The 12868-nt window shown below is 53.7% G+C and carries 12 protein-coding genes; 9 read left to right on the forward strand and 3 right to left on the reverse strand.

Features of this window, described 5'->3' with window-relative positions; translation table 11 throughout:
* The first annotated feature begins 77 nt into the window (after positions 1-77).
* From EBAPG3_RS07315 to cls, 8 genes are all read left to right on the forward strand, one after another.
* Positions 78-854, forward strand: coding sequence for a Kazal-type serine protease inhibitor family protein (locus tag EBAPG3_RS07315; RefSeq protein ID WP_004179919.1), 777 nt, complete (start codon positions 78-80; stop codon positions 852-854).
* A 287-nt stretch (positions 855-1141) separates the two neighbouring features.
* Positions 1142-1342 carry a hypothetical protein gene (locus tag EBAPG3_RS14955; RefSeq protein WP_151898875.1) on the forward strand — a complete coding sequence of 67 codons (201 nt, stop codon included), beginning with the start codon at positions 1142-1144 and terminating at the stop codon, positions 1340-1342.
* Positions 1343-1415: 73 nt separating this feature from the next.
* Positions 1416-1865 (forward strand): Hsp20/alpha crystallin family protein, encoded by a 450-nt coding sequence (locus tag EBAPG3_RS07320; protein ID WP_004179916.1) that lies wholly within the window; start codon positions 1416-1418, stop codon positions 1863-1865.
* A gap of 214 nt (positions 1866-2079) precedes the next feature.
* The gene (locus EBAPG3_RS07325) at positions 2080-2583 is read left to right on the forward strand and encodes a BCAM0308 family protein (protein ID WP_004179915.1); all 504 of its coding nucleotides are present in this window, start codon (positions 2080-2082) and stop codon (positions 2581-2583) included.
* Positions 2584-2827: 244 nt separating this feature from the next.
* On the forward strand, positions 2828-3277 hold the full coding sequence (locus EBAPG3_RS07330; protein ID WP_004179914.1) for a CBS domain-containing protein: 450 nt from the start codon (positions 2828-2830) through the stop codon (positions 3275-3277).
* Positions 3278-3471: 194 nt separating this feature from the next.
* On the forward strand, positions 3472-3984 hold the full coding sequence (locus EBAPG3_RS07335) for an Hsp20/alpha crystallin family protein (protein ID WP_004179913.1): 513 nt from the start codon (positions 3472-3474) through the stop codon (positions 3982-3984).
* A 138-nt stretch (positions 3985-4122) separates the two neighbouring features.
* Complete coding sequence (locus EBAPG3_RS07340; protein WP_004179911.1) at positions 4123-4596, forward strand: YbhB/YbcL family Raf kinase inhibitor-like protein; 474 nt, start codon at positions 4123-4125, stop codon at positions 4594-4596.
* Between the two features lie 353 nt (positions 4597-4949).
* Positions 4950-6314: a cardiolipin synthase gene (gene cls / locus EBAPG3_RS07345; RefSeq protein WP_004179908.1), complete on the forward strand. Its 1365-nt coding sequence runs from the start codon at positions 4950-4952 to the stop codon at positions 6312-6314.
* 13 nt (positions 6315-6327) lie between these two features.
* On the opposite strand, the gene EBAPG3_RS07350 is transcribed toward cls, so the two are convergent.
* From EBAPG3_RS07350 to EBAPG3_RS07360, 3 genes are all read right to left on the reverse strand, one after another.
* Complete coding sequence (locus EBAPG3_RS07350; protein ID WP_004179907.1) at positions 6328-7350, reverse strand: class I fructose-bisphosphate aldolase; 1023 nt, start codon at positions 7348-7350, stop codon at positions 6328-6330.
* Between the two features lie 104 nt (positions 7351-7454).
* Positions 7455-9602: a hypothetical protein gene (locus tag EBAPG3_RS07355; RefSeq protein ID WP_004179906.1), complete on the reverse strand. Its 2148-nt coding sequence runs from the start codon at positions 9600-9602 to the stop codon at positions 7455-7457.
* Between the two features lie 113 nt (positions 9603-9715).
* Positions 9716-11653: a bifunctional diguanylate cyclase/phosphodiesterase gene (locus EBAPG3_RS07360; protein WP_004179905.1), complete on the reverse strand. Its 1938-nt coding sequence runs from the start codon at positions 11651-11653 to the stop codon at positions 9716-9718.
* A 150-nt stretch (positions 11654-11803) separates the two neighbouring features.
* On the opposite strand from EBAPG3_RS07360, the gene EBAPG3_RS07365 reads away from it, so the two are divergent.
* Complete coding sequence (locus tag EBAPG3_RS07365; protein WP_004179904.1) at positions 11804-12727, forward strand: histone deacetylase family protein; 924 nt, start codon at positions 11804-11806, stop codon at positions 12725-12727.
* The last annotated feature ends 141 nt before the right edge of the window (positions 12728-12868 follow it).

Raw genomic sequence — 12868 nt, forward strand, 5'->3', positions numbered from 1 at the left:
GCGTGCACACCGGCATTTCATCAAGGTGTGCCACTTGCCTGTGAGGTTTGCCCACGATTTACAGACAGGAGGAGAGAATGAAAAGGTTAATTCATGTTTGCCTGATGGGAGCAACCCTCCTCGGTATCGCGCCTGTCACTGCCCAGACCCCTGCGGATCCTGCGGAACGTGCCGTCAATATTACTTTAACCAATGACGGGCGAGGTCTTGATAGGGCCGCCTTGAGGTCGGTGCGCAAGTTTGTAGGACAGGCAATTGCCGCGAATATCGTCGATACATTTGCTGTTTATAGCCCCAGAGCGGGCGGACCTATTCCGATTGAAGGCGGTTTATCCGCCTGCGCGGAGGCAGGTTTCAGCACAACGCCAAAAAAGTTTAACGCTTTTGTCAGGCAGTTGCGTTCTGTGCATCCCAAGGCGGGTACCTTCCTTAATGTGGAGCTCACCTCGCAATGCAAGGCCATCGGTTCAGGCGATTCCGGTGGGCCGCTGACTTGTGGCGGAATAGCTGGAAAAACCTGCCCCGACGCACAGCAGTACTGTGATTTCGGCGCCGGCCAATGCAAGATGCCGGATGCGCAAGGCACATGCAAGACCAAGCCCACGATTTGTACCCGGGAATTCAGACCGGTGTGCGGTTGCGACGGCAAGACGTACGGGAACGCATGCACTGCGGCAGCTGCAGGCGTATCCATTGAGCACGAGGGCGAGTGCAAGAAGACCGAACCGCGGGCATGCGGTGGAATTGCGGGAATTCAATGCGCCGATGGCGGGATTTGCGTGGATGACCCCACCGACGATTGCGATCCCAAACAGGGAGGGGCGGATTGTCCAGGAATCTGCAAGGGCAAGTAAATCGCACCTAGTATATGCATGCCCGTTCCAAACGATATGTCGCCTAATGTTCGAAAGCGTACAGAGATTGTCACAAGGAACTGTTAATAATTGCGAGCCCCACCGTTGGAGCAGGCTGCGCGGTTAATAAATGGTGACACATTCTCCACATAATTCTTCAACTCATTTTTAGAGGTCATATTTTGTCAAGCAAACCATTGAGTAAACCCGATGTGGGAAGTAGGAAGAAAAAGAGAAATGAAGGCGAATTTGCTGAACTCTCAAAAAAATCTATGCCAGTCGAGTCAATGGCGGCGAAAACTCATCGATCAGGCGAACCCAATGTAAGGGAACGAAGAAATGGCTATCAGATGATTTCGACTGCTTCTTATTATCGAACTGAACGCCGCGGCGTCCATGCGCAAGACTGGCTGGCGGTCAAGACGGAGGGGGACGGCGCGCCAGGGATGGATGGCGCACCCTATAACGTGGGTGACTCTGACCGCTAGCCGTCGCGTGATCGGGTCAGAAAACGGCGGTTGAGCAAACTTTACTATCTACTATCTATAAAGGAGAAATATCATGGCAAATATCATGCGGCGTTCCCCTCTTTTCGGCGATATCACTCGCTCCGACCCATTTTACAATATTGAGGACTGGTTCAAGAATTTTGGAATGCGCCCATTTTCCATGGAAATGGAAAACGCTCCCACCATCAAGATGGATTTGACTGAAAACGATACGGCTTATACCGTCCGCGCGGAAATACCAGGGGTAAAAAAAGAGGATGTGAAAGTGCAAATCGACGGCAATATGGTTTCCATCAGCGCGGAGACCAAGGGGGAAAAAGAGGAAAAGGAAGGAGAAAGGGTTATTTGCCGCGAATGCCATCAGGGATCGGCTTACCGGAGTTTTAGTCTGAACAGCGAAGTGGATGAAACCAAAGCCGACGCCAAATATGAGAACGGCACGCTGGTACTGACGCTCCCCAAGAAAAGTGGGAAAACGGCCAAGCGGATCGAGGTTAAATAGCGGATTTAATGGCGGTATGACATGCGGCCGCCATGCATTGGCCATTCTCGAAAGAATGGTCAGTGACACAGCCTCGCAGGGCTCGTGAGTTTAAGTTCGGGTGCTCGCTTTCTTGTCCCGGGAAAGGAGCCGTGCTTCCCGGTGGTTTTGGACATGCTGCGGGTAATTAATCTGTCGCGTGTGGGTCATATTTTTTCACCATAGGAATCTCGCCATGGGCACAGATGTCAAGTATCCCGGCTTTCACCCGGTTTCCCGTGATGACGGCCTCTTTCAGGAGCGCGTGCACGATACCTATAAGGCGAGACGCAAGTTGCCAGAGCCCGCCGTCTGCCCGCAGTGCGGGGCGGTATTTCACGAAGGACGCTGGCAATGGGGCAAAGCCGGCGCTGATGCACACCGTGAAACCTGTCCCGCCTGCCATCGCATGCACGATCATTTTCCCGCCGGGTTTCTGACCTTGCAGGGGACATTCTTCCTCGCTCATCGCGAGGAAATCATGCATCTTGTGCATAATGTGGAAAACCGCGAGCGGACCGGCCATCCGCTTAAGCGGATCATGGCGATTGAAGAAAAAGAGGGTGCGACGCTGGTAACGACGACCGACATCCATCTTGCACGCGGCATTGGTGAAGCGTTGCATCACGCTTACCAGGGTGATCTGGAGTTTCACTATAACCCGCAGGAGTATCTGTTACGCGTAAGCTGGGCGCGTTAAACCTGGCAACAGGCTGGTCATGCTGAATCGATCTGCCCTCATAGTGCCGGCTGGCTTATCGGAACAGGCATCATGCATAAACCTAAATCCGGTAGTTGAGCGCTCCTTTAATAGGACCAGTATTTTGATTAATAACAATATTTTTTATTATGTGACTCTCACCTTCCGGGTGAGTCCGCTACTACCGGATTTAGGATAATGCCATCTGGCATGAAATATTTAACCATACTGGAGGGTATCCATCATGCCTGTCGGTGAAATCTGTAACCGCGACGTTGTTATCCTGAAACATAACGATACCATTCTGGAAGCGGCCAAGCTCATGCGGCAGCATCATATCGGCGATGTCCTGGTTGTCGAAGAGCGTGGTGATCTCCGGATTCCGGTCGGGATTGTCACCGACCGCGATCTCGTGGTGGAAATCATGGCGCCGGATCTCGACCAGAAAGTTATTACCGTAGGCGATATCATGGTACGGGAACTGGTGACGGTGAAAGAAAGCATCGGAGTATTCGAGGCGATTCAATATATGCGCAGCAAGACGGTAAGGCGACTGCCGATCGTGGATGAAAACGGTGGACTGGTAGGTATCCTCGCTCTCGATGACTTGCTGGAACTGCTGTCGGAAGAGCTGCTCGCCATTGCCAAGCTGGTCAGATATCAGCGGCAAAAGGAAACCCGGCGTCGTCAATAGCCGATCCGACGTACGAAACCGGAAATGTTTTTCTTCCATGGACTATTGCCACTTAACCCAAATCCGGCCCGTAGCGGACTCACCCAAGAGGCGAGAATCAGGGGGCACAATTATTCTTTACCCATTGTAGCGCTCGACTGGCAAATAAGCGGTTAACCACCGGGTCGAGATTCGATAACGAAAAAGGAGTAGCCATGCTGGATTCCTTGAAACAGGCAGGAAAAAATATCGGCCGCGACCTGAGCCGCACCTGGGAAAATATTTCGGAAGGTTGGCGCGAACTGCTCAACCATAGCAGTGAAGCGCTGACTCAATTTACCCGGTATAAGAATGACGAACCCGGCGAGCACGGCTCCAGCGGCATGCGTCCCGCTTTTCCACGCTGGAGTTTGCTGGCCGGTGAAATGGAGGAAACGGACAAAGAAATTGTGGTACGGGTGGAGCTGCCAGGCATGGAGAAAGAAGACTGCCATATCACCATTGACGGCGGCATACTCTATTTGCGCGGCGAGAAGCGCCTCGAGCGCACTACCCAGGACAGTACCTACCACGTCATGGAGCGTGCCTACGGGGCATTCCAGCGTACTATTCCGTTACCGCGCAATGTGGATACGGACAACGCGCAAGCGAGCTACAAGAACGGCGTCCTGACGGTCAGGCTGCCGAAACTGGGTGGCGCGAAGGGAAGAACCATTCCCATCGCGTAGCAAATGGAAGCGGGGTCTTATTTCATCCGATGGACGCGCATTGGCGTTGTTGCCGCCTCGCTGGGGATCGCCTCCGTCTGTATAGCGGCGGGAGCGGCTGAAACAAGGCCGTCCATAAGCAAGAAGGAGAAAGCTATCATGTCCATGACCATTACGTCCTCATCTTTTCCTCACCAGGGGGTTATTCCCGCTCGCCATACTTGTGAGGGCCATGATACTTCTCCCGAACTTTTCTGGACCGAAATACCCGAGGGCACGAAGAGTCTGGTCTTAATCGTGTATGATCCGGACGCGCCTGATCCCGCTGCGCCTAAAAGAACCTGGGTGCATTGGGTGCTATACAACATCCCGGCCCATACCAGCGGCTTACCCGAGGCCATTGCGTCAAGGGATCTTCCATCAGGTACCCTGGAGGGTCTTAATGACTGGCAGCGCACCGGCTATGGGGGACCGTGCCCTCCGATAGGCAATCATCGCTATTTTCATAAGCTCTACGCCTTGGATACGGTATTGCCGGATTTGAAGCAGCCCACCAAGGCAAAGCTGGAGCAGGCGATGCAAGGGCATGTCATCGCCTCTTCTGAATTGATCGGGCGATATCAGAAACATTAACCGTTCATTCGGTTCCTCAAGGCAAGTCCTGGAAGTGGCGGCAAGGGACTCCGAGACTCCCGGACGTCATGCATGCCAATTCCTTCCTTTCACATTCCCGGTCCGGCAAAACACTCAAGTAGTTTGCCTGCCCCGGCGGTCCTGGGACATCCATGCTCCTGCTCCGCGTCATCCGTATTTTGCTTTTTGTAGTGTGTCCCGATTGGAACGATTTCTGCTTTTACCACTCTGAATCTTAGATTTAATTCCATATAAGAAACAGGGGCATTGATTCTCAAGGGAGCGTGAAATGTTTAAGTGTCCGTCTCCCACAACGTAACCGGTAATATCACAAACCCGAGGAAGCAGAATTCATGAGGATCCAGAAATGTGCGGTGGTATTTTGCCTGGTGCTGTTGGCGGGCTGTGGTTCGCTACCGTTGCCGGATAGAATGGCGCATACCAACCATGACGTACGTGTGGACGGCGCGGATGGTCCGCTTTCTGCCCAGAAAAGCGAAGCAGTCTTGGCAAAGCTGAAGAAGCGTAGCTCGGAAACGAACATCTTTGACAGGCACCTTGCACAAGTCGAGGAGCTCATGGGAAGCCCGTTGGTAACGGGCAATAAGATAACGCTGCTGCTTGATGGCCCTGCTACCTACAAATCAATGTTTTCCGCGATACAGGGTGCGAAGAATCATATCAACATGGAAACCTATAGTATCGAGGATGATGAGATTGGCCGCCGCTTCGCGGCGGCATTGATTGAAAGGCAAAAGAATGGCGTACAGGTGAATTTTATATACGACAGCGTCGGATCGGGCGATACACCCAAAGAATTCTTCAAGTCGTTAACGGACAGTGGCATCAACGTGCTGGAATTCAATCCCCTCAATCCATTGATGCTTCGCAAGAAATGGGAAGTGGGCCGCGATCATCGCAAACTGCTCGTGGTTGACGGCCAGATTGCCTTTGTGGGTGGCGTCAATATTAGCAGCGTGTATTCCAGCGGGTCATTCACCCGGTCAAAACCGCGCACAAAGGATACCCCGCCGTGGCGCGATACCCATCTACGTATTGAAGGGCCCGTAGTCAGCGATTTCCAGAAATTGTTTCTCGCGACATGGGAAAAACAGCGGGGTGAGCCGCTGGTGTCGAAATCCTTTTTCCCGCAGATGGGCAGTAGAGGGAATGAGGTGGTGCGTGCCATCGGCAGTTCTCCGGATGGGCCTTACAGCCCTATCTATGCCACGCTCCTGTCAGCGATCAACAGCGCCGAAACCTATGCCTATATTACAACAGCATATTTTGTACCGGACCCGCAATTACTTGCTGCATTGAAGGCCGCTGCCCGGCGCAATGTCGACGTGCGGCTGCTGCTACCCGGCAAAACCGATTCCAATCTGGTTTTTCACGCCTCGCATTCCTACTATGACGAGCTGCTGAGTGCTGGCGTGAAGATCTACGAACGCAAGGATGCGATACTGCACGCCAAGACGGCACTCATAGATGGTGTCTGGTCCACTATAGGCTCAACCAATCTTGACTGGCTCAGTTTTCAGTATAACCAGGAAATCAACGCGGTGGTTCTCGGGCAGGATTTTGGTGAGCAAATGAAAACAATGTTCGAGAAAGATATCGAATCTTCCAGATTCATCACGCTTGAAAAGTGGCGACAACGTTCGATCGGCATGCGCCTCAAAGAGCTTGGTGCGCGCCTATGCGTCCGATGGATCTGATATCGTGCAGTGGTCAGCTATTTGTCGCCGTTTCCATTGCCCGGTTATATTTTCCTTCCCGGGCCAAACCGTTTAATTGGCAACGCTTGAAAAATATTTTTTGTGCCGTTGCCACATTGTTTTCCTTCCCGCCCCAGGCGGCCAGAACCGGTGCCTGCAGCGCGCGCCCATAGGAGAAACTGAGCTGCCAGGGATACGATCCCATGGCATTCATGGCATTCAGGTGATCGGTGGCATCCTCCGCGCTTTGGCCGCCGGACAGGAATACGATCCCGGGAACCGCCGATGGGACATAGCGTCGTAGACAACGAGCCGTGGCTTCGGCAACCTGTTGCACGCTGGACTCATGCGTACACTTCATACCCGCGATCACCATATTCGGCTTCAGCAGAATACCTTCGAATATGACGCGGTGAGCATCAAGTTCAGCAAACAGAATCTCAAGCATTTTCGATGTAACCACTTCGCAGCGATCCATATCATTGGGGCCGTCCATGAGTACTTCCGGCTCCACGATGGGTAAAATGTCCGCTTCCTGGCAGAGAGCGGCATAGCGCGCCAGGGCGTGGGCATTTGCATGCATGCCGTATGTCGAAGGAATATCATGTCCGTCAATTTGAATCACGCCCCTCCATTTCGCGAATTTCGCACCCAGTTGCTTATATTCAGCCAGCCGTTCACGCAATCCGTCCAGGCCCTCGGTAATTTTTTCACCGGGATGCAGGGCCAGCGCTTTTGCGCCTTTGTCCACCTTGATGCCGGGAATAATCCCCCGGCTTGACAGCAGCTCGGCGAAAGGCGTGCCGTCGCGGGAATTCTGGCGCAGTGTTTCATCAAAGAGGATAACGCCACTGATATAACGCTCGATACCTTCGGTGGTAAAAAGCAGTTCACGGTATCGCCGACGGTTTTCTTCGGTCGATTCGAGCTTGATCGAGTCGAAGCGTTTCTTGATCGTGGGGTTGCTTTCATCCGCCGCAAGAATGCCTTTTTGGTGCGCGACGATGGCATCGGCTACTGACTTGAGTTCATCCATTAAGCAATTCTCCGAAAAAGGTGACATTCAAGATGACATTCAAGGTGACATTCATTTTGGCGATAACAAGACGCGTGTACTGCGGGTGCATGCCGTCTATCCTTTTACTTGGTGGGGGCAGTCTCGAAAATGCCCATATACCACAAGCCGATCAAGGCACCCATGATACCTGCAATCACCACGTAATAAGGCCATACCGGTTTTTTATCCGCAAATGGGTCGGTCATCGAGCGGCGTGCGCCTTGCGGCAAGTAAGCAAGCTTGGTCAACGATGTGCCAAATGGGATATTGATGCGCGCGCGTGCGTTGATCGCCCAGCCGTTTGCATCCAGTACCGGGCCGAGGTTGCGTTTTTTCAGCTTGAACCAGGCCATAATCATGGCCGGACCCGAAATCAGCAACATCAGACCGAATATGGCCAAGGGTATCTGCCAGAATTTCAATCCCAGTATCCCGCTGACCAGCGAGGCGAGAATCCCGCCGATAGCGCCGAGCGCGAGGCCTATCGCGGCAAAGATCCCGGCGAATTTGCCTACATCGAAGGGGGGCTTGGGCGGCGGAGGGGGGGTGCCCGCCGCTATGGGTGTGCCGGTTTCCACCGCCGCCTTGATCAGTTTCTCATCCGCCGCCGCGGCCTTCGATGAAGCCAGTTTTTGCAGTTGCTCGCTGATAAATTTGCTCAGTTTTTTATAAGGCGACCAGAATGCCTGCCGAATGCTGATCGGATGATCAAGGATACGCACTATCGTGGCATCCCAGTCCTGGCCTTTCCGGTCATAGAAAATGCCGTTCCGGCCAACCATGAGAAAATCGGAATCACCGGCCGTGAAGGCGGCGGCGATACTCATTTTCTCCGCGCCGCCGTTGCGCACACAATCGCAATACGCCAAGTACAAGCCGCTCATGTTGGCGAATTCCGCATGCTTGCCGATATCCTCGACCCTGACACAAAGATCGCAGCTGCGTCCATCCAGATACAATGTGCCCAGCTGGAATATTGCCTTGTCTCTCCCGGTATAGAAGCTGCGGAACGATGCGAAATTATTTACCAGATTGAATAAATCGCGGTTATAGCGCAACAATTTTTCCACCGAGCGGATAGCCTTGACCTCGGTTTCCACCGCTTTGTCCCGGCCGATTAAATTATCGATTGCCTGCTTGTGTCCGCCGCCGGAAATCTCGCGCAAGCGCTTCCCGCCAAGCGCCTCCGCGGAACAGACCGGTTTCGTACTTTGCCATGCATCGAAAGCCTCAAACTTGAGGCAAAGCGCAGCCCACTCAGCAGCGAAAAGGCTGTCCTTTCTGCCGAATAACGGAACGATGGCTTGCTCATACAAGGCATCCACCTGTTTCTGCCAGGCGGGATTGACCCCGGAGATTAATGGCAAGGGCTTGTCAGGTTCCACCGTCGCCAGCGGGAAATTCGCTATATCTGTGTTTTGCGCCGATAACGTTTGCGCGGCGATATTCTGATAATCCTCTGCCGAACGGCTTAACGGCTCCGCCGCGCGTGCATCATAAGCAGCCAGCTGGCAGCGCGTGAAGTAGTCGCTGACCTTGTCTCGGATGGCATGAAAAGCGTCGGCGGCCGCTTGCGTCTTCTCGCCGAGAAACCGGATATCGGTATTACCATTCGCGCTGGCTTGCCAGTCCGAATAGGCGGCAACTTCGGCAAAGAAGGCATCACTGATTTCCTGGTCAAGGCCCGCGTTCCCGCTCAAGTCGGCGACGGAGCCGCGGCACTTGACAATGTCTTCGACGGTCTCACGCAATCCCGCATCCGAGATCTGGCCGGCATGAATCACGCCGTCGCCGTTGAATTCCAGGCCCGCGACAAATTTCTCGACGTCGGCCATGTCCGCAAGGGAAATCTCTGCCGCATCGGCTTTACCCAGACATTTAAGAATGTACTGTGCTGAAACAAGTATCTGTTGTCCTTCTTCACTGCTATCGTCTATATCGGTTAAAGCCAGAGAATCAGAACCCTTGACCAACAGATCGGCATTTTTCAGCAAACCGCCTGCCCAGGCGATGGCTGAGAGGACCTCGTTTGCATGTACATGTGCATCCCCATCATGGTCGATCAAGTCGAGGGTTCTATTGTCGAATTCTATCCCGCGTGTCGGACAACTCAGCGCCACCCATAACTTCTGATCCAGTTCCTTTAAAGCCAGCAGATCCGCGCCACTATCGATTTGCACCTGATCGAAGCCACCTGCCCGGAAAAAATGCCATGCATGTGAGGAAGTCATGATCTATCCTTTTGATAGGCGGGGTATAAAACTGTAGAGTATGGGAAAGTTATAGATAGAATATTCCAATATGTCAAGGTATGGTCCGGATCGATGCCTGAAGCAAGAAGGCCTCATTTCACGCCGGGTCCGGTAACGCCATCAAGGCCCAGTTTTATCAATGTTCTCTGTTCGGCCTCATTTTGCACGCCGACGGCAATGATGATGATCCCAATGCTGTGGGCCAGGCTGCACAAACCTCTCAGGAACTTCTGATTGTTTTTTTTCTGATGGATGCCACGCACGAAGCTGGGGTCGATCTTGAGATAGTCGAGACCGAGATCGGTGAGTTTCTGGAATTCACCGAAATGGTGGCCAAAGTGCTCTATGCCGATACGGCAGCCAAGGCCCTTGAAGGTGCGGCAGAAGTCACGGAAAGCCTCAAGCTCTCGGAAAGCTCCGTATTCCGGCACTTCAAGCCAGAGCCGGCGGCATAGTTGCGGATATTGGCCCAGCAACTGGGCCAGCTTATTGCGGAAACCCCAATCGGTGATCGTTTCGACGGAGAGGTTGACCGCGAGTTCACCGGCTTGAGACTGCAAAGGTTCAAGGGCGTGACGAACGACATTCAGATCGACCGGCCCGGTGAGATTGAGGCGGGCGGCGATGGCGATGAAATTGCCTGCAGCCAGCCACTTTCCGTCGCGCTGGGTCTGGAGGCGTATAACGGCTTCCTGGTGCAGTTGAATTCCGGCCGGATCAACCACCGGGTGCAGCACCAGCTTGAAGCGGTCTTCATTCAATGCGTCGTCGATGATATGGCGCCAGTCGCCGATATTGGCTGCAGCTACAAGAGAAGAGTTGCTGGAGGATTGGCCGGTGATAACATGCCAGGCATTGACGCCTTGCCTCTCGGCAGTGGCCAGCGCAGTGTCGGCTCTGGCGAGCAGTTCATCAGGCTTGTCTCCGTGTTGATAGCGGATAGCGCCAATGTGGCAGAAGTCGGCGACTTCACCATCGGTTTGGGACGGCAGCGCGGTGAGTTCCAGGGTTAATTGATTTGCGAATTGACCGGCATGATCGACATTCGGAATGATCAGTCCAAAATCCGACCCGTTCAGACGGGCGGCGAGACGATCCGGCGTCTCGCTGGCAATGTTACCTATAAGCGAGCCAACCTGACAAAGCAGATTGTTGGTCCCGGTGTGACCAAGTCTGCGGTTGATTTCCGCCAGATCGTTGAGGCGTATGATAAGAAGGATGCCGCTTTGTGCATTGCCTGCGGCGGCTTCATTGACAGGCGGCAATATGCTGCGGAGGTGACTCATGAAGTAGTCACGGTTGGCCAGGCCGGTAACGGGATCATGATGAATTTGCTTATGCAGGGCTTCCAGGCGCGAAGTCTCCTCGATGAACCTGTTATGCAGGCGTCTTACCAGGTCATTTATGGCGCGAGCAACGCTGCGCAGCTCCGGTATGCGGGGTTCGGATATGGTGAGAAAGCGCCGTTCCGTAATGGCCTCAGCCTGGGCAACCATCGCCGCCAGCGGCCGTTTGATGCGATGCAGTATCAGCATGCCGATGAGTCCGCTTAGGGCACCCGCTATCAGAAACCAGATTATCAGTGTTTCAGTCTGCTCCCAGAGAGCCTGGTGGGCGAGATGAGTTTGACTGACCACCTTGACGACGCCAAACTGCATCCAGCTGTTCGAGATCTGGGCACGGCCTGCTACGGCCTGTATGGGGAAGAGATCGATAAACCATCCCGGAACGGCGGTGTCTACCCGGTCTTGTGCCCGCTCGGCGACTACTGTGCCATCGGGGGAAGTGATCGAAATAGTCTCATACTGACCGCTATCGAAAAGTGCCGAAATCTGCAGCCCGATCGTAGTGGGGTCCTTGCTCAGTTGAGATATGGAGAGCGCAAGGGAATTGGCGCTATCGACGTTTTTTCGATGAAGCTGCTGTTCAAGATAGCTTCGCGTGCTTTGCATGCTTACAGCAAAGCTGCCTATAAAACTTGTCAGGGTGACCAGTATAACGGCCAGCCAGAGTTGTCGAAAAAGAGACATTGAACGCCCGATTTTTTTTATTTCTTTAAGTTAAAGCGGATTCTGTCTCAATAAGCTGAGTAACGTGAGGCAAAGGTTATCACGGAGTGGGCAGCGGTTTCAATTTTGAGCTGCCGCCACTCCCCTGGAACGGGAGGTTTTTGATTACATATGCATACCGCCTTCATATCCCATCCCGATTGCCTGCTGCACGATATGGGCGCCTATCACCCTGAGCGTCCGGCGCGGCTCAAGGCCATTGAGGACGAGTTGATCGCTTCCGGCCTGATGGGCCGGCTGGAACGTCATGCTGCGCCATTGGCAACCCTCGAACAATTGAAACGCGTGCACACGCCGGAGTATATCGCTTCACTGGCCGCCACGGCGCCCTCCACCGGAATCACGTATCTCGATCCGGATACTGCGATGAATCCGCACAGCCTTGCAGCGGCTTTTCGTGCCGCAGGGGCGGTGATTCTGGCAACCGATCTCGTGATCGGCGAGCATGCGGAAAACGCTTTTTGCAGCGTTCGCCCACCGGGCCATCACGCGGAACATGACCGGGCGATGGGTTTTTGCCTCATCAACAATATTGCGGCCGGAGTCGCCCATGCCATCCAGGCGCATGCCTTGGAACGCATTGCGGTAGTGGATTTCGATGTGCACCATGGCAACGGTACCGAGGATATTTTTCGAGACGATCCGCGCGTCATGATGGTTTCCACTTTTCAGCATCCCTTCTATCCCTACTGCGGGGTTGCGGGACGTTCCGAACGCATGGTCAATATCCCGCTGGCAGCCGGCAGCAACGGCACCGCCTTCCGTGCAGCGGTGAGCGAGTGCTGGCTGCCGGCGCTCACGAAGTTCAGGCCCCAGATGTTATTTGTTTCCGCGGGCTTTGACGCGCATCGGGACGATGACCTGGCTTCATTGAATCTGCTGGAGGCTGATTACGCTTGGGTGACAGAACGAATAAAGGAGATTGCGCGTCAATATGCCGGCAATCGGATTGTATCGGCTCTGGAAGGGGGATATGCGTTACCCGCGTTAGGGCGAAGCGTGACTGCCCATTTGAAAGTTCTGAGTGGACCTTGACCGGGATCAGCGCCTTGAAATCGTCGAGAGAGATATTTCTTGCGGGATTTATTCCGTAAGGCGGCCATTGTGTCTATGATAAGAGGGTCGGTGAGATTATCTGTCTGATTGTCCGGTTATCTGAAGGACGGATTCTTGTCG

Origin of the sequence: Nitrosospira lacus, assembly GCF_000355765.4 — a bacterium.
GTDB classification, from domain to species: Bacteria; Pseudomonadota; Gammaproteobacteria; order Burkholderiales; family Nitrosomonadaceae; genus Nitrosospira; species Nitrosospira lacus.